Genomic DNA, 23,941 nt, shown 5'->3' on the forward strand with positions numbered 1-23,941 from the left:
GAACAAATTCTGAGTGACCCGTTCTGGCTCCGAACGCATCTGAGGAGGCGGGTATCCCTGACGTAGCTAATTCGCGCATGCCCTTGCGCTTGCGTTCCGTCACGCACCTGATCGCCGCCACCGTCCTCCTGCCCCTGGGCATCCTGCTCCTCGGCCTGTGGGAGCAGGAGCGGGCCGGCGCCGATTGGGCCGACCTCGTCGCCGAGCGGGAGCACCTGACCCGGATCGTCGCGGATCTGGAGGCGCGGGCGCCGCCGGACGGGCGCCCCGATTTCCGGATGCAGTTCCGCCGCAACGGCAAGGGTTATGGCGGTCCACTTGCCCTGGTTCAGGCCCGGGCGGCCCGGGACGAGGTCGCGACCCTGACGACGGTCATGGACTGGCGCCGCCTGCTCCCGCCCGTGGTCGTCGCGGCCGGGGGGGGCGCCGCACTACTGTCGATCCTCGTGCTCCTCGCCGGCGCCGCTCTCGGGCGGCTGGGGCGGGCCTCGCGCGACGCGCTGGTGGCCGGTTTCTCGTGGATGCGCCGCCTGCTGCCGCCGGTGCTCGCCCTCCAAGTGCTCTTTACCACGGCGGGCTTCGTCGCCGCCGTGGTCTTCGAGGCCGGGTTGCTGGCACGGCCCGGGCTGGGCGGCAGCGAGATCAAGATGCTGTTCGTGGCCGTCGTCGCCATCGGGGCGGTCCTGGTCGCGGCGGGCGCCACAGTGCTCGGCCTGCGCCGTGCGCTCTCCGCCTTCGAGCCCGACCCCCTGTCGATCTTCGGCCGGGTCGTCTCGCCCGCCGAGGCGCCGGGCCTGTGGCGGCTGATCGAGGGGCTGGGTGACCGGCTCGGGGCGTTGAAGCCCGAGGCCGTGGTGGTCGGCCTCACGGGCGGCTTCTTCGTCAGCGCCGGTCCTGCCGTGGTCGAGCCCGGCGGCGCGCCGCTGACGGGCCGGATCCTCTACCTGCCGCTGCCCTACCTTGCCCTCCTGCGGGGCGACGAGGTGGCGGCGATCATCGGCCACGAACTCGCCCACTACGCCGGGGGCGACACCGTCTACAGTCAGCGATTCCTGCCCATCTACGCCGGCGTCGGGCGCTCCCTCGACGCGGTGGCGGAGGGACATGCCGGGTCCTTCGGGCTGCTCGGTCCGTCCCTGCGCCTCGGCGTCTTCGTCATGGAGAACTTCCACCTCGCCGTGCGCCACTGGAGCCGGACCCGCGAGTTCGCTGCCGACGCGGCGGGCGCCGGCCCGGTCTCCGTCGACGCCGCCGCGCGGGCGCTCCTGCGCACCGGGGCCGTGGCCCCCGCATCGCCGAGACCTTGGACGCCGCCGCCGAAGCGCCCGGGTCCGCCCCGGCCGACCTCGTGGCGGCGAGCCTCGACCACGCCATCGCGCGCGGCCTCGACGATCCGGCGACGCATCTCGAGGCGGAGCAGGCCCACCCCACCGACACCCATCCGCCGACCCGCGAGCGCGTGGCAGCTTTGGGACGGACCCTCGATACCGAACTCCTGGCCGCCGCGGCCGCGGTGCCACCCCCGCACGCGCTCGGCCAGCTCGCCGCCTACTTCGCCGACCCCACCGGCCTCTGCCGCGCGGCGACGCACGACTTCCTCGACGCGGTGCGGACCCGCGACGCGGCGTTCCGCGCGCACCTGGAGGCGACGGTGGCGGAGATCGGCACCGAGGCACGGGTGCTGCGCGAAAGCACCCGCCCGGGGGCCATCGCCCTCCTGGTCGCCGGCGGCTTCTTCATCGGGGTCGCCCTCCTGTGGCTCGCCGCCGGCCTGCCCGGCCTGTCCGCCAGCCAGGCGGGGGCCGTTATGGGGGTGGCGCTGGCCTGCGGGGCGGTCCTCGGCGGCATTGGCGGTTTCCGGCTGTGGCGGGGCGAGCGCACGACGATGATCCTGAGCCCCAATTCCGTGGCGGTGCTCGGCCTCGACCGGCCGATCCCCTGGGACAGCATCGCCGACCTCGACATGACGACCCGGCAGAACGGCGTCGTCACCCGCGTGCTGCTGCCGCCGGAGGCGCCGTTCCCGCAACGGGTGCCGGGCGGCCGCAAGGTGAAGCTCGATGCGGGCCGGCGTATAGTCACCATCACGGCGGGCCTGCCGTACCGGATGTCTGTACAGGACTTCGCCGGCCTCATCGGCCGCTACCGGCAGGCGGCGCAGGCGCGCCGTGTCCTGGCCGAGACCGCGGCGGCCTCCGAATCCTCCCAGACTCCCGTGATCCCGTGAGGTTCCGAGCATGAACACCGCCGCCGACCGCCCCGAGCCCCTGCGCCTGCCGCCGCCCCGCCAGGGCTGGGGCAACATCTTCTGGACCCTATTCGGCCTCGTGGCGCTAGCGGCCCTCCTCGTCGCATGCGCCGTCTACACGGCCCCGCCCGTGATCTCGGATTGGCAAATCCGGGACACGGCGCGCCCCGTCGCCGCCGCGCGGGTGAGCGACGGCAAGTGCAGCGCCAAGATCGTGCTCCACCTCTGCGACATGACCCTCACCCTGCCCACGCCGACGGGCACGGTGGTGCGCCGGATCAATACCGTGTTCACGGGCATGCACGTGGGCGATTACAGCGTCCGGGTGCTGGCTGATCCGGCCCGGCCCGACCTCGTCACTACCGATCTCGCCCTCGACCGCCTGTGGAACCGCACCGTCACGCTTCTAGTCATCGCCGGGGCGCTGGCGGTCATCATCGTCGCGGCCCTCGCCGCGATGGTGCGCAACCGGCGCGCCGGCGCGATGGGCTAACGCGGTCGCGGCCCGGGCGGATCGCTCCGAAACACGAGGGATAAGGACCAGCACATGATCGTCTTCTGGACCGGGCGCGGCTACTGGGTCGTCCTCTTCGTGGCGCTGGCGATGTTCCTGCCCCTGATCGTCCTGCGGCAGGTCGACGGGCCGGAAGTTGACAGGGCGGTCTGCCTCACCATGAGTCTCGCGGCGCTCGCCGTCCTCGGTCTCGGATGGCGCTGGAACCACGGCACGACCTTCGGGCCGGCCGGGCGCGACCACGCCTTTTGGGGGCTGCCGATGCAGGTCTGGGCCGTGCCGATGCTCGTGTTCGCGGCCCTGCTCGGGACCGGCACCATCACCACGGCGGAGGCCTCGCGCGCCCGCCCTTCCCTCCAAGAACCCGGCGGCGTTGTTCGGTAAATCTCAGCCCCGCGACACGAAAAACCAGTTCGGCGCGAGGCGGCGGTCGCTCTCGGCCCCGGAGGCGGCCGGAAACACGTCGTCCGGCCGGTACACGAACGACGTGCCCCAGGGCGTGCCCCCCGGGATCGGTTCGTCCAGGCCGATCTCGCCGCCGGGACCGCGGGTGAACCCCGCGAGCCCGAGGCGTTCGAGGGCGTCGCAGATGGCGCGGTAGCGGTCGTAGGGAACCCCGAGTTCCCGCAGGACGTCGATCTCCCGCAGGCTGTCCGTGTCGCGCGCGCCTTGCGGGCGGTACGGGGTGACGCGCTGGCCGTTGACGAGGCGGGTGCTCTCCCACCACGCCGTTCGCTCCGCCTCCGCCGGAGGATCGTCCCGCCCGCGTTCGAAGGACACCAGGGTGGGCATGGCCGCGATCTCCGCCACCACGGCGTCGAGCCGCGATCGGTTCAGAACGAAGTAGCCCGTCGTCGTTCCGAACGCCGCCCAGATCACGGCAGCAGAGAAGACCGCCAGGGCCAGGAAGGCCGCGACCCGGCGCTTCGCCGCGCGGGCGAACGCCGGCACCGCGACGACGGCCGCGGCGATCCCCGGGCCGGCGCGTAGGCGACGAGGGCCCAGCCGAACACGACGACACCGCAGCCGCCGACGATGAGGGCCGCCCTTCGCGTCCAGTCGGACCGAGGGGCAATCATGGCGGGACGATCATCGCCGAGAATCCCCGACCAGAATCCTCGAACGGCGCCGTCATCGAACGGCCGCACGGTCGATGCGGGCGCGTCGCGCCGGGAGGTGCCGGCCCAGGAGCACGAGGCCGAGCCAAGCCAAAACCCAAGCCAAAACCCAAGCCAAAACCCAGGCCGAAAACCACGCCGCGAGCCAGATCTCGTACAGGTGGGCGTCGAGGGCGGCTTCCCCATCGAGGCCGAGCCAGCGCGCGAGCCCGTGCGGGACCGGAAGGTCGGTCCAGATGAAGACGCGCAGGACCGGGATCGAGAGCAGGCCGACGGCGAGGACGAGGCCGGCCGCCCGGTAGAGGGGCCGCGCCGCGCCCTCCACGGTGCCGACGAGGCCGCCGACGAGGGCCGTGCCGAGCCAGAGTTCGACGGGCCGCAAGGTCGGATCGGTTCCGGGTTCGGCGGGCAGGAGGGGAAACAGCAGGAAGACCGGGGCGAGGCCGAGCGCCAGCAGCAATCCGAGGAGCGGAACGTGCAGCAGCCGCAAGACGCGTCGGCGGACCGGATCGCCGGCGTCGGGCCCCCGCTCAGCTGTCCGCATCGCGCGCCCGGTCGAGGGCCTTCAGGACGGCGGGGTCGCCCCGGTAGCGCCGTCGCAGGGTCCGCTCGTCCGCCTCGGCGTCGTCGCAGCGCAGGCGCTTCACGGCCGCCGCGATGGCCCGGCCGCGCGCCGCGTCCGTGGCATCCTCCCCGCCCCAGTGGTTGCAGTCCCGCAGCCGCGTCACGTACGCCGTCACGTCGCCCGGCAGAGCGGGCTCGGCCCGGACGGCGAGCGGCCCGAGGAGCGGCGCGGCGAGAAGCGTTGCGACCGGCCCGGCAGAACGCTTGGCTACCTTGGAGAGAACGGTCCGCATGGCTCTCCATCCTGCCTTTCTTCGGGCGTCCCGCGCCGTATACAGGGAACCCGCATGAGACGCAGCCTTCTCCCCGCCGCCCGCTTCGCCGCCGCCCGCCTCGCGCTCCTCGCAGCGTGCCTCCCCGCCCCGTCAGTGGCGGCGGGATGGGAGGCGGCGCGGTTCGAGTCGCCCGCGAAGACCGAGACCGCGACGTCTGGAGAGGGCAAGATGTCGGGGGAGGGCAAGCAGATCACCTGCACCACCTACCGCGATCTCATGGTGCGCGAGAGCGACGCCGACACGCCGGACCCCGAGGACGCGACCCTCGTGCCCCTCGCGAACGGCGCCGCCCCCGCCTGCGCCACCGCGCCGGGGCCGGGTGCGCGCATCCTGGCGACCGCCGGCCAGCGCTTCCTCGGCCGCACGGGCGGGTTCCTCGTCTTCGAGCAGGCGAGCACCAACGGCACCGTCCCGTTCGCGGTGCTCGACGCGGGCACGGGCCGCACCCTGATCCGGGACACGACCGCCGAGGCCAGCATCGACACCTTCGCGGTTGCGGACGGGACCCTGCGGCTCGGGTTCCAGCGCGGCGTGCAGGGGGCCTGCTCGATCCCGAAGCACGGCGCCGCGTGCTGGGCGCGGATCGCCCGCGACGGGCCGCTTCCACCCGCCGTCGCGGCGCTGCCGGCGCCCGTGAAGGCCTGCGCCGGGAGCTATCGGGCCGGAAAGGCCCCGAAGGACACGCCCAGCATCGTCTCGTTTCCCGTACAACTAACGGGGACCGCCCCACCCACCGTCGAGGCCGGCGGCCCGGTGCGCTGCGCCCCGACACCGTGAAAGCGATCTTCCCGTGAGGGCGGGTCTCACTTTGACAGCGTGCCCGCCCCGTCATTGAACCGTCACGCCAAGCCCGCATCCGGGGCCGTCCTACCAAGGAACCGCCGTATGATCTCTCGCCGTCACGCCCTCGCCGCTGCGCTCGCCCTGTCGGTCCTGTCCGCCCCCTCGGCCATGGCCGAGCCGACCATCGGCCTCGCCGAGCGCCGGGCGATCGCGGCCTACCGCCAGGACCGCTACCGCGCGCAGGAGAAGGCGATCCAGGAAGCGGCGGGCTTCGCCGTGCCGGTGGAGGTGGCGTGGGACGACCTCACGCTCCCGGGCGACGCCAAGTACTATTCCGACCCGGACTATTTCGAGAAGACGATCTTCGAGCCCCTGGCCGTTGGGCTGAAGGAGGTGGCCAAGGACAAAATGGGCCGCGACGCCCTGGCCGCGAAGCTCAAGACCATCCGCGTCCGCTTCGACGAGAACACCGCGCCGGCCTCGAACTACGCCAAGCGCCTCACGTTCGACGGCGGGGTCCTCGACGTGAACTGGCGGCCGTTCACCAACGTCGCCGACTCGAAGGACCGGGTCGAGGCCGTGGTGAAGCTGCTGGAGAAGGGCCTCTGACGGTGCGTGGCACCGCCCTGAGCCTCGCCGCCCTGCTCGCCGCCTGCGGCGCGGCGGCGGGTGAGCCGGCCGCCCGGTCCGGCACCTACGACAGCCTGACGCTGGCGATCTCCGGCGATGCGGTGGCGGGGGTCTTCGCCGAGCAGCGGGGGGCGGTCGATGCCGGTAGCCCGCAATTCGCCTGCGTCTTCCTCCTGCGCGGCACCCTCGCGGGCGACCGGGCCAAGGTCGAGACGTGGTTTCCCGACGAGCCGGAGCGCATCCCGGGGGACCTCGCCTTTACCCCCGACGGCGCCGCCCTGACCCTCGTGGAGGATCACGGCGGTTGTTCGATGACCACGGGAACCATGGTGGGGACCCCCTACGCGCTCTCGCGGCGTGCGGCAGCGACCCCGTCCGGATGGATCGGCGTCGGCCTCGTGACGGCCGAGCGCACGGCCTTCCGGCCGGAACCCGGCCCGGCTCCGGCCCGAGCGCCCTACCTCGTCCGGCTCGATCCCGTCGCGGTGCTGGAGCGGCGGGGCGCCTGGGTGCGCGTGCGCTACCGGGGGGAGAAGGCCCCGGTCATCGGCTGGCTGCCGGCGGCTGACCTCGCCGTGGTGACTCCCTGACCCCCTCGCCGCTCGAACGGGCCGAAGGCCCGCCCCCGACCACAGGATGTCCCATGCGCCGAACGCTGTCCCACACCCTCCTCCCGCTGATCCTCGTGACCGGCCCGGCCGTCGCCCAGGCCCCGGCCGCGCCGCCGCGCCCGGCCACGACCTGGGTGCCGGTGGAGGAGCCCATGAGCGCGCTCCTCAACGGCGGCCACCGCATCGTCTCCGCCTCCGGTCCGAGTTTCACCCTCGAGCGGGGCGGCAAGTACGTGGTCTGCGAGGTGCGGCCGGCGGGTGGGATGCGCGGGGCATCCGAGACCACCTCGACCTGCCACCGCGTGAACTGAGGCCGGTGCGATGGAAGTCAGGGACGCCTCCCTTCGCGCGCGGTTCGACGCCCTGTGGGCGCGTACCGTCGGCACGCCCGGCGCGGCGGCGTGGCGGGCCCTCGACGCGGGCTACGGCGCGGCGGACCGGCACTATCACGGCTGGCCCCACGTCGCGGCGCTGCTCGCGGGGCACGATTCCGTGCGGGCGCATCCCGATTTCGCCGGCCTCGACGGCGACGCCATCGATCTCGCCATCGTCTTCCACGACGCCGTCTACGACACCGCTCGTGACGACAACGAAACCCGCAGCGCCGACCTGCTGCGTGCCGAGGCGGGGCCGGCGTCCGGGGATGCGCACGTCCGTGCCGCGATCGCGATGATCCACGCGACGGCGGCGCACGGCCCGAGCGCGGAACCGGCGACCCGGCTCCTCCTCGATCTCGATCTCGCCGTGCTCGGTGCGCCGCGCGCCGTCTACGCGGCCTACGCGGCGGCGATCCGCCGGGAATACGCCGCCGTTCCCGAGGCGGTTTGGCGGCTCGGGCGCGCCCAGGTCCTCGACCGTTTCCTCGCCCGGCCGCGCCTCTACCAGACTGACCTCTTCCACGACCGCTTGGAGGCCGCCGCCCGCGCCAACGTTGCGGCGGAAGCGGCCGGGCTCCGTGCCGGCTCCCCGGAATAGGGACGTCCCGCATGCGTCCCTCGCGCCGCGTGGCGCTCCTCGTTGCGCTCCTCGACCTGCCCCTCGTGCTCGCGGCCTTTGCGGCAGAGGGCCAGTTCGGCACCACGCGGTACCGCCTCATCGGGACCGCGTACGCCGTGCCGCACGCCTACGAGTTTTCCCGAAACTTCCGCCTACCCTGGCTCGACGCGCTCCCGGGGCTCGGCCGGGAGCCGGCGGACGCGCTCTGGCTGATGCTGCCCGCCACCGAGGTCGCGGCGGGCCTCGCCGGCTACAGCCCCCTCAGCCACGGCCATGCCGGCCCGTTCGCCACCGACCTCGTGGTCCACGTCGTGGGCGACCCGGACGGTCGCCACTTCGCATTCCTCCACGCCCGGCAATGGGGCACTTTCGATGCGCGGCTGGCCGAGGGCGCACCGTGGCGGCCCGACCCGTCCGGCGGCGAGCGCCTCGTCCATTCCGAAGGCGTCGACCACCGGCGCTTCTACCGCCTCCCGTCCCGGCAAGCGGCACGGCCGGCCGACCAGACGCCGCCCAGCTGCCTCGCCTCGGACACCTCGGACGGGCGCGAGGTCTCCACCTGCACCTACCTCGTCCACCGCGATGGCCTGACCTACGATTTCTCCCTGCGCCCGGAGAATCTCGCCGTGGCCGACCGCGTGCCGGCCTACGTCCTGGCGCGCCTCGCGGCCTGGAAGCGTCCGGCACCGGCCCGGGAGGAGGCTCTATGATCCGCCGCGACCCGGCCTACCGGCAGCGCCTGCGTAAGGACCGTCCCTCGAACGTGGCGGCCGGGCTCGCCGTCGTGGCGGGCGTCGCCGCCGCCGTCTCGGTCACCGCCTGCCTCGTGCCGGGACCGCACGGCGCCGCCCGTGCCCAGCCGCTCTACTGGCTGTCGATGCTGCCCCTGGTCTGGTGGGCGAACGGCCTGGTGCGGTTCGAGCCGCGCGCGGTGCGGTGCTGGCGGGCCGCCCTGTCCCTGGCCTGCCTCGGCGCCGGCGCGGGCCTCGCGGCGGCCCTGTGGCGGGCGGAGGATTGGACGCTGCCCGCCCTCGGCTGCGCCGTCACCCTCGCGAGCGCGTGTGCGAGCCTCGCGGTCCACCGCGACAGCCTGGTCGCCCGCGAGGGGCCGGCGCGCTGAGCGCCACGGACCCGTCAGCGCCGGCGGATCGGCTGCAGGGGGCTGTGGAAGAAGCCGGGCTCCATCCCGATGGCAGCGGCGCGCTCACCGATCACGGCGAGGCCGCCCAGCAGCCCGGCGACAGGGGAATCGAGCAGGCCGGGATGGTTGAGGGCCTTGCCGATCTGGCGGCCCTCCCACCAGAATTCCGCGAAGAGCAGGGCGAGGAGGCCGAGTAGCCCCCAGGTCACCAGGCCCTGCCCGAGGAAGTAGACGCCGTAGGGCGGCGACAGGATCGTGCTGAGCTTGGCCAAGCCGATCACCCCGGCAAAGCCCAGGACGAGGATCAGGAGCAGGCGGACCAGCAGGCGCCGATACAGGCGCAGGGCCAAGTCTAGTTCCTCCACGGAGGAGTGGTCGAGCTTCAAGGACATCCAGGTTCCTCACATGCGGTTCTTCCGCCTGATCCGGTCCGGGAGGTGTGGCTGACGGGCGGCCGCCCCGCAACCGGCACCGGGGCGGGTGACATCCCGGGGCCGGACGCCCATGCTCGTTCGCCGATGCGAGGAGCCCGAACCGTGCTGGCGATCCTGGACCGCTTGTTCTCCCGATCCGCCAGACCTGCCCCCGCGACGGGCCGCCTCAAGCCCGAGCAGGCGGCGGCGATCGCGGCGTGCGCCGCGGCGGGAACAGGCACAGCCACCACCGGCACGGCCGTGCCGACCCGGACGGACACCGGCCTCGTCTGGGAGGTTTGCGAGGTCGCCTACGGCAGCGGCTGGCGCGTGTTCGTGGACGACGCCACGGGCGCCCGGCCCGCTCGGGCGCTGGGGCCTCAGGTGAGCCCGAGGGCACGGGGAAGAGTGCTCGGTGCGCTCGCCCTCCTGGGGCTTGCGGCCGGCCTCGCGCCGCAGGCCGTGCAGGCGCGCGCCGGGGGCGCCTACCCACTGGCCTGCCGTGACGTCCACGCGGATTTCGCCCGCACGGAGCACTGCGCCCGCCGCGCGTGGGACTTCGTCCGCATCGACCCCGTCCGCTTCGCGCGCATGCCGTTCCGGGGTGGGGTGACGGAGATCGTCGTCGATGGAGTCGGCTCGCTCTGGGCGCGCCGCGACGGGCTGGCGCTGCCGGTGTTCCCCCTCGACAACGGGCCGGATCCCTTCGCGCAGGGGTTGGTGCGCGCTCGTCACGCCGGCAAGGTCGCGTTTCACGATCGGCGCCTGCGCCGGGTGCTGGCCACGAATTTCGACTGGTCGTTCCCGTTCAACGCCCGCGGCGAGGCCCTGGTTTGCCAGGGCTGCCGCTCGGACGGGCGCGAGCCATCCGCCATGGTCGGGGGCCGATGGGGGTTGATCGACCGGCGCGGCCGGCTGACGAGGCCGTTGGCGGAAGGCCGAGGCGCCGCCCGGCGCTACTTCGACTGGCCCCGATGAGGAGCGGACGACGCGATCGCGATCCCGCGCAAAGGTTTAGCGACCGCTCTCCGTCCGTCCTCATTAATAGACGCCGGTGCTACCCGTGGAACGTACGCTCCTTGACGTCAACCTGCTCGTCTCCCCGCAGACTTACGGAGGCGTAAGGACGAGCGTTTACCTTGAAGGAGACATCAGTCCTGTCTTAAGCGATCTTCGGCTGACCTCAGCCTGGACGCACCCGACTCTCATTCTTATGGCAAGATTCTAGATCGCGTACCGAGCGGTTGTAGGTCTCGTTGAAGCGTTGCGCCGGTTGGCTCGGATCACTCTTGGCGCGAATGTCCCGGGCGACGTCCCGGCCATGCCCAATCACGCTTGCAACCGTGTCGGTGTAGCCGGTGCAGGATGAGTTCGCCTTCGGGCTCATGCCGTCGAGAACCGTGCCGAGGTGGCGGTTGGCGTTCGAGACCTCGCCGAGTGCGGCCAGGAAGGGAGCGACATCCGCCTTCGGTCCCAGTGCCTCGAACCGCCGGACTGCGCGGCGCAGGGTGAGGCTGGTGGAGAGGAGGCGCCGTGCCGGCGCATCCTCCGGCAGCGCCGCCAGGCGGAGCTCATCCCGGGCGATCTCGCGCTCGAACAGGGCCGTGCCATACGCGTCCATCGCCTTGGCGGCCGCGTCGACTCTGGGAACGAGGATCGCGTGCTGCTCGCGGGCGAACTTGAAGCCATCCTCTTTGAACTCGCGTGTGGTCTGATAGCGCGTGAGCGCCTTCAGGATGGGATTGACCTCACGCAGGGCTGCCAGCAGCCGGGAGGCCTGAGCATCCACCTCTGGCACGACGCCCGGCAAGGCAACGGCCTTCTCCAACTCGTCGATGACCCCATCGAAATCCACGATGCCGAAGTGGTACCAGGCGTTGGCGCCGAACTTCGTTCCGAGCTTGAGCACCCGCTCGTTGTCGCGCCGGTAGTCGGCCAACTGCTGCTCCAGGGGATGCGACCGGACGAGGTGGTTCTGGGCCTCGGTGTAAGCATTGGCCTTTGCCAGCGCCTGAGCCTCGGGCGTCGGCGCCGGCGCCGGGCGGGCGGTCGCCCGAGGCGAGCCCGGCGGTGGCGGCGGGCTCTGCAACAGGGCCTGTGAGGCCGCGGGTGCGGCGGGAAAATCGCATTTGAATGCGTCGACCAAGCTTTTGCGCACGGCCTCATGAGCCTGGGCGCACTGATAGGCCACGGTCGGACGCGCCGCCTCGTTGCGCAGGACCGAGTCGCGGAAGCTCTCGCGCATCGTGTTGATGCCCTGGCGGATGCCGGGGCGAGCGGCTTCCGGTACGCCGGGGCTGGCCGCGCATTGGCCATAGGCTTCCAGGAAGGCGTCGCAGCTCTCGACACCCACCGGTGTCACCGGCGTGACCGCCACCACGGGTGTGGCCGAGATCCCCGACAGGAGGGCCAGCGCACAGGCCGAACGGTGAGACATGCCGAGCTTTCTCGTGGAGGCTGTGCTGCGCATTCTGGTCCTCGAAGTTGAAGCGCTTGGTCATGGAACGACGACGCTAGGGATTGCGGATGGCGACATGGACCTCGTTGCATCGATCAAGTCGGGATTGTAGCCGAGGAGATGGTCCGAACCCTCCTCGGCGATGCCTTTCCTCATAATTACGTGGGCCTGGCTGGTCTCCGCCGGGGTTCTTCATCCCGGGGTAGATCGGCAATGCTGGATGACCGCTTTGTCGATCTGCCGCCAATCAGCGGACAGACCGCAATCCACCCAACTCGGACATCGCGACAGCCAATCCGATCGCGGTCAGATTCCGGTTTCCCTCGCTGCGTCCAAACACGAAAAAGGGCGGCTCCCGCAGGAACCGCCCTCTTCCAAACCGTCGATGAGACCGCGGATTAGCGCTTCGAGAACTGGAAGCTGCGGCGGGCCTTCTTGCGGCCGTACTTCTTGCGCTCGACGACGCGGGCGTCGCGGGTGAGGAAGCCTTCGCGCTTGAGCGGGGCGCGCAGCTCCGGCTCGTAGTAGGTCAGCGCCTTCGAGAGGCCGTGGCGCACCGCGCCGGCCTGGCCCGAGAGGCCGCCGCCGGCGACCGTGACGTTGATGTCGTACTGGTCGACGCGGCCGGCGATCTCCAGCGGCTGGCGCAGGATCATGCGCAGCACCGGACGGGCGAAGTAGACCTCGACCGGACGCTTGTTGATCGTGACCGTTCCGTTGCCCGGCTTGATCCAGACGCGGGCGACCGCGTCCTTGCGCTTGCCGGTGGCGTAGGCGCGGCCCTGGGTGTCCAGCTTCTGGACGTGGACCGGCGCCTCGTTGGCGGGATCCACCGCGCCGGTGTTCGCCCGGTTGAGGTCGGCGAGGGACTGGAGGGTCGCCATGATCAAGCGCTCACGTTCTTGCGGTTGAGGGCGCCGACGTCGAGCGCCTGCGGCTGCTGGGCCACGTGCGGGTGCTCGGCGCCCTTGTAGACGCGGAGGTTGCCGAGGATCTGCCGGAAGAGCGGGCCGCGGGGCAGCATGCGCTCGACGGCCTTCTCGACCACGCGCTCGGGGAAGCGCCCTTCGAGGATGAACTTGGCCGTGCGGTCCTTGATCCCGCCCGGGTAGCCGGTGTGGTAGTAGTAGCGCTTCTGGACGTACTTGCGGCCGGTGAACTTCACCTTGTCCGCGTTGACGACAATCACGTGGTCACCGCAATCGACGTGGGGCGTGTAGGCGGCCTTGTGCTTGCCGCGCAGGCGCATCGCGACGATCGAGGCGAGGCGGCCGACGACGAGGCCCTCCGCGTCGATCACGATCCACTTCTTGTCGACCTCGGCGGGCTTTAGTGAGGTGGTCTTCATGGTGAGATCCCAGGGTTCCGATGCGCCGGAACCCCGACGGATCGGGACGCGGACAGCCTCGGGGTGCCGAAAAACGAGCCGCCGCGTGGGGAGCACGCGGCGGCGACGGCCGGTGGATAGCCGGGGATGCCCGCTCCGTCAACCAATAAAATCGAAATCCCGAAAACGCCTTTCTCTGGAATGACTTCGCCTTAGCGGTATCATGATACCGCGTCCCTCACTCCGGGCGTTTGCCTCGCTCGGCGATGGTGAGCCTCTGGACGCCCCGGCCCGCCAGAACCGGTTTCTTCGCGGTGATGATGCGGGAGTTCACCCCGGTCCAGCCGATCTCCCCCGAGAGCCGGCCGTACTCGATCTTCGGGCAGCGGTTCATGATCACCGCGAGGCCGCGGGCCTCGGCCCGGGCGGCGGCGGCGTCGTCGCGCACGCCGAGCTGCATCCAGATCACCTTCGGCGGCGGGTCGAGGGCGAGCGCCTCGTCCACCAGCGGGCCGGCGGCGGCAGAGCTGCGGAAGATCTCGACCATGTCGATCGGCTCACGGATCTCGGCGAGCGCGGCCGCCACCCGCCGCCCGAGCAGCTCCTGCCCGGCGAGCCCGGGATTGACCGGGATGACCGCATAGCCCCGGTCGAGCAGGTATTTCAGCACGATCCAGCTCGGGCGGGCCGGGTTCGCGGAGGCGCCGACCAGCGCGATCGTGCGCGTGTCGTTCAGGATCCTGCGGATCTGCGCCTCGGGATAGCGCGTGTGCCGGCCGGCGAAATCCGACCCCGGCTCCTCGGTGACGCTGGTCTCTTGCATGTCGCGGATCCGCTCCCGCCGCATCATCGCAGGGCCGGCGGCCGTGCGGGTTCACATCTCTCTATAACCGCCAGACTTCGTGCCCCAGCGCCCGGAACGCGGCCGGGTCGTAGAGCGCCTTCACGTCCACGATCAGGCCCCCGGCCTTGAGCCGGGCGGCGATCTCCTCCGGGGGGCGCTCGGCATAGTCCCGGTGCGGCACCGCCACCACGACGGCGTCGGCCTGGTCGGGCAGATCGGCCCAGTCGATCAGGTCGATGCCGTACGCGGCCCTGGCCTCGTCCTTGCGCGCGCGGGGATCGTGGACCGAGACGGCGCAGCCGAACTCCGCCAGCTCCCGGACCAGGTCGGCCACCTTGGAGTTGCGCAGGTCCGAGCAATTCTCCTTGAAGGTCAAACCCAGCACGATGACCTTGGCGCCCCGGGCACCGCCGCCATCGCGGGCCCCCTGCCGGACGATCAGCTTGACGGTCTTGCGGGCGACATGGGCCGCCATGCTGTCGTTGATGCGACGCCCGGCCAGGATCACCTGCGGGTGGTGGCCGACCATCGCGGCCTTGTGGGTCAGGTAATAGGGATCGACCCCGATGCAGTGGCCCCCGACCAGCCCCGGGCGGAACGGCATAAAGTTCCACTTGGTGCTGGCGGCCCGCAGCACCTCCAGGGTGTCGAGGTCGAGCTTGTCGAAGATCTGCGACAGCTCGTTCATTAGCGCGATGTTCAGGTCGCGCTGGGTGTTCTCGATCACCTTGGCGGCCTCCGCCACCCGGATCGACGAGGTCGCGTGGATCCCGGCCTCGATGATCGTCCCGTAGAGCGCGGTGAGCCGGTCCAGGGTTTCGGGTGTGTCGCCGGCCACGATCTTCACGACCTTGGCGAGGCTGTGCTCCCGGTCGCCGGGATTGATCCGCTCCGGCGAGTAGCCGACCCAGAAGTCAGTTTTCCAGCGCAGGCCGGAATGCCGCTCCAGCACGGGCACGCAGACCTCCTCGGTGGCGCCCGGATAGACCGTGGATTCGAACACCACGGTCGCCCCGGGCCGCATGTGCCGCCCGACCAGCGCGGAGGCCTCGGTGAGCAGGCCGAAATCCGGGCTCTGGGCGTCGTCCACCGGCGTCGGCACCGTGACGATGATCACGTCGGCCTCCGACAGGGCGGCCGGGTCGTCGGTGATCGACAGGTGCAGGGCCGCCCGGAACGCCCCCGGCTCGATCTCCCCGGCCGGGTCGATCCCGTCCCGGTAGGCCGCGACCTTGGCGGTCGCGCGCTCGTAGCCGATCGTGCGCAGGCCCTGCCCGAACGCCAGGGCGAGCGGCAGCCCGACATAGCCCAGGCCGACGATGGCCACGCAGGTTTCTTCGGAGGGGGTGACGTCCATCGTGATGCCGTGCGGGGCGCGTGCCGCCCGGATCGGGTCATACCTGCTCCGGGCGGGTTTCGGTATGCGGGGGCAGGCGGTGACGGCGCATCGCCTTCATGGCAGGCGCCTTCCCTCCCCCCTCTGCGGGGGAGGGAGAGGTGCGCGTCACCGGCTGCGGCGCACTCGTCATCGAGGACGTGCGACCGCCCTCACCCCACCGACATCCGCAGCGGCGGCGCCACCTCCGGCGGCAGGGGCGAGACGTAGCCGGCGGCGCCGACCCGGCGGGCGAGGTCGGCCTTGGCGGCCTCCCGCAGGGCGGGATCGGTGAGCGCCAGGGCGCCGGTGGCGGCCATCGCCTTGGCGACCTGAACCATCGCCTTGTGGGCGGCCGGGCTGCGGCCCTGGGCGACCACCTGCCAGGTGTGGAACGGGGTTCCGATCGCCACCGTGGGCGCATGGGCCTGCACGGTCGGCACCACCCAGCTCACGTCGCCGACATCGGTGGAGCCCACCGCCGGGTTGCGCGGGGCGTCGCGCGGGACCAGGAAATCGGCCAGCGGTGCCTCCGTACGGGGCAGCCCGATGGCGCGGAACACGGCATCGATGTCGCCGTCGCTGAGCGTCCCCCGGATCGCGTCGGCGAAGGCCCGGTCGGCCGCGTCGAAATGGGGCGGCCCGAGGTCCTCCATGACGCCGTGGAGCGCCCGCTCCAGCGGGTCGTTGCCGAGCAGGTTCGAGACGGCGCTGACGATCCGCACCTCGACGCCGGTCTCGGTCATCTGGGCGGCGCCCTCAGCCACCTTCTTCACCCGCTCAACCAGGGCGAGCATGCCCGGGAGGTCCCGCGCCCGGATCGAGTACCGCACCCGGGCGCTCGCCTGGACGACGTTGGGGGCGATGCCGCCGGCGTCGAGATAGGCGTAGTGCACCCGCGCGTCGGAGGGCATGTGCTCGCGCATGTAGTTCACGCCGACGCTCATCAGCTCCACCGCGTCCAGCGCCGAGCGGCCGAGATGCGGCGCGGCCGCCGCGTGGGCGGTCCGGCCGGTGAAGATGAAGTCCGCCCGGGTGTTGGCGAGCGCCACCGGGGGCGCCACCTCCCAGAAGCTGCCGGGGTGCCAGGAGATCGCGATGTCGGCATCCGCGAAGGCGCCGGCGCGGACCATGAACGCCTTGGCGGCCCCGCCCTCCTCGGCCGGGCAGCCGTAATAGCGCACGCGGCCGGGGGTGCCGGTCTCGGCGAGCCAGTCCTTCACGGCGGTCGCGGCCAGCAACGCCGCCGCCCCGAGCAGGTTGTGGCCGCAGCCATGGCCGTGGCCGCCCGGCTCCACGGGCCGGTGCTCGGCCACGCCCGCCTCCTGCGACAGGCCCGGCAGCGCGTCGTACTCGCCCAGGAAGGCGATGACCGGACCGCCCTCTCCCGCCTCGCCCATCACGGCGGTGGGGATGCCCGCGACCTGCTCGGTGACGCGGAAGCCTTGATGGCGCAGCTCCGCCGCGTGCTCGGCGCAGGAGCGCTCCTCCGTGTAGCAGACCTCCGGCATGCCCCAGACGCGCTCGGACAGGGCGATCAGCCGCGCCTTCTGCGTGTCCACGTGGCGCCACACGGTGTTGCGGTTGTCCATCTCGTCGTCTCCGAGCGTGTCTCGCGTCGATGCGCACCCATAGCGGGTGCGGCGGCCTGCGTGTCGGGCCCCGTCATGCAGGCCCGGGGCCAGGCTGCCGAGCCCCGGCGACGACGTTTCGCCCCAAGCGTAACTGGCGCGCCCCTTGCCAAGGGCCTTGCCAAAGCCGCACCCAGAAGGATGCTGTGCGGGTCGCGGCGGCAATCAGGGATCGATGCATGGACGAGCGGGATCTGCGCGGGCTCATCGGGCAGGTGAAGTCGGGGGCGCTGTCGCGGCGCGGCTTCGTGCAGCGGATGCTGGCCGTCGGCCTCTCCGCGCCGATGGCGGGGCTGATGCTGGCCGGGAACGGGGTGGCGATGGCCGCCGACATCCGCGCCGGCTACAAGTCGGCCAAGGCCGGCGGCGGCGGCGCGTTGCGCCTGCTCTGGTGGCAGGCGCCGACCCTGATCAACCCGCATTTCGCCATCGGCACGAAGGACCAGGAGGCCTCGCGGATCTTCTACGAGCCGCTGGCCGCCTGGGACGCGGACGGCAACCTCGTGCCGGTGCTGGCCGCCGAGATCCCGTCCAAGGAGAATGGCGGGCTGGCCCCGGACGGCCGCTCGGTGCTCTGGAAGATCAAGCCGGGCGTCACCTGGCACGACGGCAAGCCGCTCACCGCCGACGACCTCGTGTTCACCTGGGCCTATGCCCGCGACCCCGCCACCGCGGCGGTCACGATCGGCTCCTACAAGGATTGCACGGTCGAGAAGGTCGACGACCACAGCGTCCGGGTCCTGTTCGACAAGCCGACGCCGTACTGGAGCGATGCCTTCGTGGGCACCGTCGGCATGGTGATTCCGAAACACCTGTTCGCCGCCTATACCGGCGCCAAGTCGCGGGAGGCGCCGCAGAACCTCGCCCCCGTGGGCACCGGCCCGTACCGGTTCCTCGAGTTCCGGCCCGGCGACATCGTCCGGGGCGAGCGCAACCCGAACTACCACCTGCCCAACCGGCCCTACTTCGACACCATCGAGATGAAGGGCGGCGGCGACGCGGTCTCGGCCGCCCGCGCGGTGCTGCAGACCGGCGAGTACGACTACGCCTGGAACCTGCTCGTCGAGGACGAGGTGCTCAAGCGCCTGGAGACCGGCGGCAAGGGCCGGGTCGACGTCGTCTACGGCGGCAAGCTCGAGTTCCTGCTGCTCAACACCACCGATCCGAACGTCGAGGTCGACGGCGAGCGCTCCTCGCTCAAGACCAAGCACCCCGCCTTCTCGGATCCGAAGGTCTGCCACGCGATGAACCTGCTGGTCGATCGCAAGTCGATCCAGGACTACATCTACGGCCGGACCGGCCGGGCCACGGCCAACTCGGTCAACGGCCCGGAGCGCTTCGTCTCGAAGAACACCAGCTTCGCGTTCGACCCGGCCAAGGCCAACGCGCTCCTCGACGAGGCCGGCTGGACGAAGGGCTCGGACGGCGTGCGGGCCAAGGACGGCAAGCGCCTGAAGCTGCTGTTCCAGACCTCGATCAACGCCCCGCGCCAGAAGACCCAGGCGATCATCAAGCAGGCGGCGGCCAAGGCCGGCATCGAGATCGAGCTGAAATCGGTCACCGGCTCGGTGTTCTTCTCCTCCGACACCGCCAACCCGGACACGTTCCCGCATTTCTACGCGGACATGGAGATGTACGCGATCAGCATGGCCCAGGCCGACCCCTCGACCTGGCTGCTCCAGTACGTCTCGTGGGAGGCCGCCACCAAGGAGAACAAGTGGCAGGGCCGCAACATCGCGCGCTGGCGCAACGCGGAGTACGACGCGGCCTACAAGGCCGCCCAGGCCGAGCTCGACCCGGTCAAGCGCGCCGCCCTGCTGATCAAGGCCAACGACCTCGCGGTCTCGGAGAACATCCTGCCGCTGATCCACCGGGCCGAGGTCTCGGGGGCCGCCGCCAAGCTGGTGGCGCCGCGCAGCGGCTGGGACAACGACCTGGCGTTCCTGCCCGAATGGAGCCGGGAGGCCTGAGCGGGAGACGCGCGCCGAGAGTCGAGGCACACCAATGGGCGCCTACATCCTGCGCAGGCTGCTGATCGCGATCCCGAGCCTGCTCGGGATCAGCCTGATCCTGTTCGTCGTCCTGGCGCTGGCGCCGGGCGACCCGTTCGGCGAGCTCGCCGCCAACCCGAACGTGCCCCCGGAGGTGCGCGCGGCCCTGCGGCTCAAGTTCGGGCTCGATGACCCGATCTTCACCCGCTACCTGCGCTGGCTCTGGGCGATGCTGCACGGCGACTGGGGCTTCTCCTTCGCCAGCCGGGTGAACGTCGACACGCTGATCCTGCAGCGGCTGCCGACCACCCTGTTCGTGGTCGGGTCCTCGCAGGTCCTGGCCCTGCTGGTGGCGGTGCCGGTCGGCCTCTACGCCGCCCGGCGGCCCTACTCCCTGGCCGACCAGGTCGCCAACACCCTGGCCTTCGTGGGCTTCTCGCTGCCGACCTTCTTCACCGGCCTGCTGTTCATCCTGCTGTTCTCGATCAAGCTCGGCTGGCTGCCCTTCGTCTACCAGGCCGACCTGCCCGGCACCGGGCTGGCCTGGGCCTGGGAGAGCGTGCGGCAGGCGATCATGCCGGTGGCGGTGCTGGGCTTCTTCCAGGCCGCCTCCTACACCCGCTACGTGCGCGCCTCGGCGCTGGACGTCGCCCGCCTCGATTACGTCACCACGGCCCGGGCCAAGGGGCTGACCGAGGGCACGGTGACCCGCCGGCACATCGCCCGCAACGCCCTGATCCCGGTGGTGACCCTGGTCGCCCTCCAGATCCCGGCGGTGTTCGGCGGCGCCATCGTCACCGAGCAGATCTTCCGGATCCCCGGCATCGGCTCCCTGCTGATCGACGCGATGCTGGCCAACGACACCCCGGTGGTGATGGCCGTGACCTTCGTGTTCGCCGGCCTCGTCGTCCTGTTCAACCTCGTCGCGGACCTGCTCTATGGCTGGCTCGACCCTCGCATCGCCCTCCGTTGAGGCGCCCCCCCTGGCCCGCGCCCCGGCCTCGCCCGCGCGGGAGACCTGGCGGCGCTTCCGCCGGCACCGGCTGGCGCTGGCCAGCGTCGCCGTGCTGGCGGTGCTGGTCGGCGGCGTGCTGTTCGGCGGCCTGATCTGGCCGCTGGCCATCGACGACATCGACTTCTCGGCTCAGCTCCAGGGGCCGTCCTGGGCGCACCCGTTCGGCACCGACGACCTCGGCCAGGACCTGCTCGCCCGGATGATCTACGGCGGCCGGATCTCGCTCGCGGTCGGCTTCGCCGCCATGGCGGTGGCAAGCCTGATCGGGGTCGTGGTCGGGGCGCTGGCCGGCATGTCGCGCCGCCTGCTCGATCCGGCGCTGATGTGGTTGACCGACCTGTTCCTGTCGCTGCCGCAGCTGCCGCTGCTGCTCTTGGTGATCTACTTGTTCCGCGACAGCCTGAAGGCCGTGTTCGGGGTCCAGGGCGGCGTCTTTCTCATGATCGTCGCGGTGATCGGCGGCCTGCGCTGGATGCCGGTCGCCCGGCTGGTGCGGGCGCAGTTCCTCACGCTGCGCGAGAAGGAGTTCGTCGAGGCGGCCCGCTCGCAGGGCGCCACCACCGGACACCTCGTCCGCCGCCACATCCTGCCCAACGCCCTGGGGCCGGTGATCGTGGCCGCCTCCATCGAGGTCTCGGCGGCGATCATCGCGGAATCGACGCTCTCGTTCCTGGGCCTCGGCTTCCCCCCGGACATCCCGACCTGGGGCAGGCTGCTGTTCGACGCCAAGGACCATCTCGACGTCGCCCCGCACTGGGCGCTGTTCCCCGGCGGCGCGATCTTCCTGACCGTGCTGGCGATCAACTTCATCGGCGACGGCCTGCGCGACGCCCTCGACCCGCGCCGGGTTTTCTAACGGGCACCTCCGCCGTAGGGCTCCGCCCTGCACCCGCGAAAGGTCCCGGACCTTTTGAAACCAGGACTGGTCAAGGAGCTGAGCCCGTGACGGATCCGATCCTCTCGGTGCGCGACCTCACCGCCGCCTTTCGTTCCGACGGGCAGTGGCGCGAGGTGGTGCATGGCGTCTCATTCGATATCGGCCCCCGGGAGACCGTGGCGCTGGTGGGCGAATCCGGCTCCGGCAAGAGTGTGAGCGCGATGTCGATCATGCGGCTGCTCGCCCGGGACGCCAGCCGCGTCGGCGGCAGCGTGCGGTTCGAGGGCCGGGAACTGCTCACCGCCTCCGAGGCCGAGATGCGCCAGGTCCGGGGCGATGCCATCGCCATGATCTTCCAGGAGCCGATGACCTCCCTGAACCCGGTCCTGACCGTCGGCTTCCAGATCGCCGAGGCGCTGATTCGGCACCGGGGCCTGTCGCGGGCTGGCGCCGAGGCCGAGGTGGTCCGGCTGCTCGACAAGGTCCGGATCCCGGGCGCCCGGTCGCGGATCCATCAATACCCGCACCTGTTCTCCGGCGGCATGCGCCAGCGGGTGATGATCGCCATGGCGCTGGCCTGCCGGCCCAAGCTCCTGATCGCCGACGAGCCGACCACGGCGCTCGACGTGACGATCCAGGCCCAGATCCTCGACCTGATCAAGAGCCTCCAGGACGAGGAGGGCATGTCGGTCCTGTTCATCACCCACGACATGGGCGTGGTCGCCGAGATCGCCGACCGCACGGTGGTGATGTATCGTGGCCGCGCCGTGGAGGCCGGCCCCACCGCCCGGATCTTTGCCGCGCCCGAGGATCCTTACACCCGGGCCTTGCTGGCGGCCGTGCCGCGGCTCGGCGCCATGGCGGGGCGGGCCCGGCCGATGCGCTTCCCCGTGATCGACCGCGCCACCGGCGTCGCCGAGCCGACGCCCGAAACCCCCGACACCGTCAAGGCGGCCGAGCGCCCGATCCTGGAGGTGCGCGACCTGACCACCCGGTTCGAGATGCGCGGCGGCCTGTTCGGCCGGGTGACCGGGCGCGTCCACGCGGTCGAGCGGGTCTCGTTCAGCTTGGCGGCCGGCGAGACTCTGGCGCTGGTCGGGGAATCCGGCTGCGGCAAGTCCACCACCGGCCGTTCGATCCTGCGACTGGTCGAGCCGCTCTCCGGCTCGGTCCTGCTCGACGGCGAGGACGTCGCCGCCCTCGACCCCAAGGCCCTGCGCCTGCGGCGCCAGCGGATGCAGATGATCTTCCAGGACCCGTTCGCCAGTCTCGACCCGCGCATGAGCGTCGGCGCCGCGGTGGCCGAGCCCCTGCTGATCAACCGCCTAGCCACGGGTCGCGAGGCGCGCGCGCGGGCGGAAGCGCTGCTGACCCGGGTCGGGCTGCCGGCCGAGGCCGCGGGCGCTTCCCGCACGAGTTCTCCGGCGGCCAGCGCCAGCGGATCTGCATCGCCCGGGCGCTGGCCTTGCGCCCCCGCCTGATCGTGGCCGACGAGGCGGTCTCGGCGCTCGACGTCTCGGTGAAGGCACAGGTGGTCAACCTGATGCTCGACCTGCAGGCCGAGATGGGGCTCGCCTATCTCTTCATCTCCCACGACATGGCAGTGGTCGAGCGGGTGAGTCACCGGGTCGCCGTGATGTATCTCGGCGAGATCGTGGAGATCGGCCCCCGCGCGGCCGTGTTCGGCGACCCCCAGCACCCTTATACGAAGAAGCTGCTGGCCGCCGTCCCGGTCCCCGACCCTGCCCGCCGCCGGGACCGTCACGCGCTGCCGGACGACGAGATCCGCAGCCCGATCCGGGCACCGGACTACGCGCCGCCTGAGCGGCTGTACCGTGAGGTCTCCCCAGGCCACGTGGTGCAGGATTGGGGCGCCGACTGGGAGGGCGCCACGACGCGCATGGCAGCGGCGTGACGGGCGACTGCGGAGTCATCGCCAGCGGAGCACCTGCTTGATCCGGCTGTCAGCGTGCGGATCGGCGTAGTGCAGCAGCACGATGGCGCGGATCGCGTCGGCATCACACGCTTCGTCGGTGTGCGGCGAGCGGGAGCCCCAGGAGAAGTGAAGGCTCCCGGGCTTGAGCTTGAGGCGGATTGTGCGCCGGCCCCCACGACGATACGCCGCGTTCGGTAGAGCCTGGGCTAGCTGGTTGTCGGGACCCTGACCCAGCAAACTGATCCACGGCTGAGCGCGAGTTTTTCGGGCATCCCGAACCCCGGACGGGGGATGCCATGCCCCGCAAGCGCTTCACGAACGAACGGGGCGCCTTTGCCCTGCGGCAGGCGCAGAACGGTGCGACGGTGGACGAGGTCTGCCGGAAGGGGGGTGGTCCGAGCCTACGTTCCACCAGTGAAAGAAACAGTTCGTCGGCATGGGTTGCCGGAGATCCGGCGGCTCAAGAAGCTGGAAGAGGAGAACGGCAAGCTCAAGAGGTTGGTGGCCGACCTGACGCTGGACCGCTCGATGTTGCAGGATGTCCTGACGCGACAGCGGTAAGGCCCTGCGCTCGCCGTGAAGTCGCCGGTCACCTGCAAGGTGGCCCGAGGCTCGAGCCGAGCGTCGGGCCTGCCAGGCCACCGGCGTCGGTCGCCTGTCGTCTGTCGCAGCGCTACAGGAAGCGATCCGACCCTCAGGTCGCGCTGCGGATGCGGCTGAAGGAGTTGGCCGTAGCGCACGTGCTCTATGCCTACCGGCGGCTGCACACCCCAATTCTGCCGGCCACATGCTTGACCGGTGGACCTACTTCAACAGGGTCGAGTTCGACTTCTCCCGACCAGGCAGACCGACCGACAACGCCGACATCGCGTCGGTCAACGGCCGTCTACCGGCGGAGTGCCTGAACGTCTCGTTGTTCCTGTCGTTGGCGGATGCTCGCGAGCGCGTCGAGGAATGGAGGTACCACGACACCGAAGATCGACCCCACACAGCCCCGGATGGCTTTACGCCCCGAGCTTTCGCCAACAAAGCCGTCACCGCCCGAGAGCTCCCATAGGTCGTGAACCACAAACGGGGTCAACTCCAGATCGGCGATGCAGTAACGTTCATGTTGGATCACCCCGTTGGAAGCGA

General features: G+C 71.3%; 26 protein-coding genes and 3 pseudogenes. 18 read left to right on the plus strand and 11 right to left on the minus strand.

From position 1 onward, the window contains the following. Positions 1-77 precede the first annotated feature (77 nt). The 3 genes and pseudogenes from FVA80_RS09130 (at position 78) to FVA80_RS09140 (ending at position 3,146) form a co-directional block, all read left to right on the plus strand. Positions 78-2,227 (plus strand): annotated as a pseudogene (locus FVA80_RS09130) (M48 family metalloprotease). A 10-nt stretch (positions 2,228-2,237) separates the two neighbouring features. Next, positions 2,238-2,741 carry a hypothetical protein gene (locus FVA80_RS09135; protein WP_056186785.1) on the plus strand — a complete coding sequence of 168 codons (504 nt, stop codon included), beginning with the start codon at positions 2,238-2,240 and terminating at the stop codon, positions 2,739-2,741. A gap of 54 nt (positions 2,742-2,795) precedes the next feature. Continuing rightward, complete coding sequence (locus FVA80_RS09140; protein WP_147830653.1) at positions 2,796-3,146, plus strand: hypothetical protein; 351 nt, start codon at positions 2,796-2,798, stop codon at positions 3,144-3,146. Positions 3,147-3,149: 3 nt separating this feature from the next. On the opposite strand, the gene FVA80_RS09145 is transcribed toward FVA80_RS09140, so the two are convergent. The 3 genes from FVA80_RS09145 to FVA80_RS09155 all read right to left on the minus strand — a co-directional run bounded on the left by FVA80_RS09145 (position 3,150) and on the right by FVA80_RS09155 (position 4,737). Next, the gene (locus FVA80_RS09145; protein WP_147957823.1) at positions 3,150-3,713 is read right to left on the minus strand and encodes a hypothetical protein; all 564 of its coding nucleotides are present in this window, start codon (positions 3,711-3,713) and stop codon (positions 3,150-3,152) included. 180 nt (positions 3,714-3,893) lie between these two features. Further along, positions 3,894-4,424: a hypothetical protein gene (locus FVA80_RS09150; RefSeq protein ID WP_147908971.1), complete on the minus strand. Its 531-nt coding sequence runs from the start codon at positions 4,422-4,424 to the stop codon at positions 3,894-3,896. Then, the gene (locus FVA80_RS09155; RefSeq protein ID WP_147908970.1) at positions 4,411-4,737 is read right to left on the minus strand and encodes a hypothetical protein; all 327 of its coding nucleotides are present in this window, start codon (positions 4,735-4,737) and stop codon (positions 4,411-4,413) included. The genes FVA80_RS09150 and FVA80_RS09155 overlap by 14 nt, the downstream gene beginning before the upstream one ends. Positions 4,738-4,791: 54 nt before the next feature. Between FVA80_RS09155 and FVA80_RS09160 the strand changes: the two genes are divergently transcribed. The 7 genes from FVA80_RS09160 to FVA80_RS09190 all read left to right on the plus strand — a co-directional run bounded on the left by FVA80_RS09160 (position 4,792) and on the right by FVA80_RS09190 (position 8,919). Next, positions 4,792-5,556: a hypothetical protein gene (locus tag FVA80_RS09160; RefSeq protein ID WP_147908969.1), complete on the plus strand. Its 765-nt coding sequence runs from the start codon at positions 4,792-4,794 to the stop codon at positions 5,554-5,556. A 108-nt stretch (positions 5,557-5,664) separates the two neighbouring features. Next, entirely contained in the window at positions 5,665-6,171 is a 507-nt protein-coding gene (locus tag FVA80_RS09165; protein ID WP_147908968.1) for a hypothetical protein, read from the plus strand. Between the two features lie 2 nt (positions 6,172-6,173). Continuing rightward, complete coding sequence (locus tag FVA80_RS30425; protein WP_187193635.1) at positions 6,174-6,782, plus strand: hypothetical protein; 609 nt, start codon at positions 6,174-6,176, stop codon at positions 6,780-6,782. 53 nt (positions 6,783-6,835) lie between these two features. Beyond that, positions 6,836-7,114, plus strand: coding sequence for a hypothetical protein (locus FVA80_RS09175; RefSeq protein ID WP_147908967.1), 279 nt, complete (start codon positions 6,836-6,838; stop codon positions 7,112-7,114). A 10-nt stretch (positions 7,115-7,124) separates the two neighbouring features. Further along, on the plus strand, positions 7,125-7,778 hold the full coding sequence (locus FVA80_RS09180; protein WP_147908966.1) for a hypothetical protein: 654 nt from the start codon (positions 7,125-7,127) through the stop codon (positions 7,776-7,778). Positions 7,779-7,789: 11 nt separating this feature from the next. After that, on the plus strand, positions 7,790-8,509 hold the full coding sequence (locus FVA80_RS09185; RefSeq protein WP_147908965.1) for a hypothetical protein: 720 nt from the start codon (positions 7,790-7,792) through the stop codon (positions 8,507-8,509). After that, entirely contained in the window at positions 8,506-8,919 is a 414-nt protein-coding gene (locus FVA80_RS09190) for a hypothetical protein (RefSeq protein ID WP_147908964.1), read from the plus strand. Before FVA80_RS09185 ends, FVA80_RS09190 begins: the two co-directional genes overlap by 4 nt. 14 nt (positions 8,920-8,933) lie before the next feature. On the opposite strand, the gene FVA80_RS09195 is transcribed toward FVA80_RS09190, so the two are convergent. Continuing rightward, positions 8,934-9,332 carry an ABC transporter ATP-binding protein gene (locus FVA80_RS09195; protein WP_147908963.1) on the minus strand — a complete coding sequence of 133 codons (399 nt, stop codon included), beginning with the start codon at positions 9,330-9,332 and terminating at the stop codon, positions 8,934-8,936. A 144-nt stretch (positions 9,333-9,476) separates the two neighbouring features. Here FVA80_RS09195 and FVA80_RS09200 point away from each other — a divergent pair, with 144 nt between their 5' ends. Further along, entirely contained in the window at positions 9,477-10,331 is an 855-nt protein-coding gene (locus FVA80_RS09200) for a hypothetical protein (protein WP_246692328.1), read from the plus strand. 205 nt (positions 10,332-10,536) lie between these two features. On the opposite strand, the gene FVA80_RS09205 is transcribed toward FVA80_RS09200, so the two are convergent. Then, complete coding sequence (locus tag FVA80_RS09205) at positions 10,537-11,790, minus strand: DUF3829 domain-containing protein (protein WP_147908962.1); 1,254 nt, start codon at positions 11,788-11,790, stop codon at positions 10,537-10,539. On the opposite strand from FVA80_RS09205, the gene FVA80_RS31880 reads away from it, so the two are divergent. Beyond that, complete coding sequence (locus FVA80_RS31880; protein WP_274533107.1) at positions 11,789-11,923, plus strand: hypothetical protein; 135 nt, start codon at positions 11,789-11,791, stop codon at positions 11,921-11,923. The genes FVA80_RS09205 and FVA80_RS31880 overlap by 2 nt on opposite strands. A 286-nt stretch (positions 11,924-12,209) precedes the next feature. On the opposite strand, the gene rpsI is transcribed toward FVA80_RS31880, so the two are convergent. The 5 genes from rpsI to FVA80_RS09230 form a co-directional block, all read right to left on the minus strand. Continuing rightward, positions 12,210-12,695, minus strand: coding sequence for a 30S ribosomal protein S9 (rpsI, locus tag FVA80_RS09210; protein WP_147908961.1), 486 nt, complete (start codon positions 12,693-12,695; stop codon positions 12,210-12,212). A 2-nt stretch (positions 12,696-12,697) separates the two neighbouring features. Next, positions 12,698-13,159 (minus strand): 50S ribosomal protein L13, encoded by a 462-nt coding sequence (rplM, locus tag FVA80_RS09215; protein WP_147855873.1) that lies wholly within the window; start codon positions 13,157-13,159, stop codon positions 12,698-12,700. Between the two features lie 217 nt (positions 13,160-13,376). Further along, positions 13,377-13,961: a CoA-binding protein gene (locus tag FVA80_RS09220; protein WP_147908960.1), complete on the minus strand. Its 585-nt coding sequence runs from the start codon at positions 13,959-13,961 to the stop codon at positions 13,377-13,379. A gap of 61 nt (positions 13,962-14,022) precedes the next feature. Then, positions 14,023-15,339, minus strand: coding sequence for a nucleotide sugar dehydrogenase (locus FVA80_RS09225; RefSeq protein ID WP_147908959.1), 1,317 nt, complete (start codon positions 15,337-15,339; stop codon positions 14,023-14,025). 191 nt (positions 15,340-15,530) lie between these two features. After that, complete coding sequence (locus tag FVA80_RS09230; RefSeq protein WP_147908958.1) at positions 15,531-16,949, minus strand: amidohydrolase; 1,419 nt, start codon at positions 16,947-16,949, stop codon at positions 15,531-15,533. 218 nt (positions 16,950-17,167) lie between these two features. Between FVA80_RS09230 and FVA80_RS09235 the strand changes: the two genes are divergently transcribed. The 4 genes and pseudogenes from FVA80_RS09235 (at position 17,168) to FVA80_RS31150 (ending at position 22,786) form a co-directional block, all read left to right on the plus strand. Beyond that, positions 17,168-18,958, plus strand: coding sequence for a peptide ABC transporter substrate-binding protein (locus FVA80_RS09235; protein ID WP_147908957.1), 1,791 nt, complete (start codon positions 17,168-17,170; stop codon positions 18,956-18,958). Positions 18,959-18,992: 34 nt separating this feature from the next. After that, complete coding sequence (locus FVA80_RS09240) at positions 18,993-19,952, plus strand: ABC transporter permease (RefSeq protein ID WP_147855769.1); 960 nt, start codon at positions 18,993-18,995, stop codon at positions 19,950-19,952. Then, a complete protein-coding gene (locus tag FVA80_RS09245; RefSeq protein WP_147908956.1) occupies positions 19,918-20,850 on the plus strand; it encodes an ABC transporter permease in 933 nt (310 codons plus the stop codon). Before FVA80_RS09240 ends, FVA80_RS09245 begins: the two co-directional genes overlap by 35 nt. Positions 20,851-20,936: 86 nt before the next feature. Continuing rightward, a pseudogene (locus FVA80_RS31150) lies at positions 20,937-22,786 on the plus strand (ABC transporter ATP-binding protein). 15 nt (positions 22,787-22,801) lie between these two features. Here the strand turns inward: FVA80_RS31150 and FVA80_RS09255 are convergent. Continuing rightward, positions 22,802-23,044 (minus strand): hypothetical protein, encoded by a 243-nt coding sequence (locus FVA80_RS09255; RefSeq protein ID WP_187193636.1) that lies wholly within the window; start codon positions 23,042-23,044, stop codon positions 22,802-22,804. 153 nt (positions 23,045-23,197) lie between these two features. Here FVA80_RS09255 and FVA80_RS31155 point away from each other — a divergent pair, with 153 nt between their 5' ends. After that, the gene (locus tag FVA80_RS31155) at positions 23,198-23,368 is read left to right on the plus strand and encodes a hypothetical protein (protein WP_246692329.1); all 171 of its coding nucleotides are present in this window, start codon (positions 23,198-23,200) and stop codon (positions 23,366-23,368) included. Positions 23,369-23,633: 265 nt separating this feature from the next. Then, positions 23,634-23,864 (plus strand): annotated as a pseudogene (locus tag FVA80_RS31160) (transposase); the annotation flags it as partial. Positions 23,865-23,941 lie beyond the last annotated feature (77 nt).

The organism is Methylobacterium sp. WL1, from assembly GCF_008000895.1.
Taxonomy (GTDB): domain Bacteria; phylum Pseudomonadota; class Alphaproteobacteria; order Rhizobiales; family Beijerinckiaceae; genus Methylobacterium.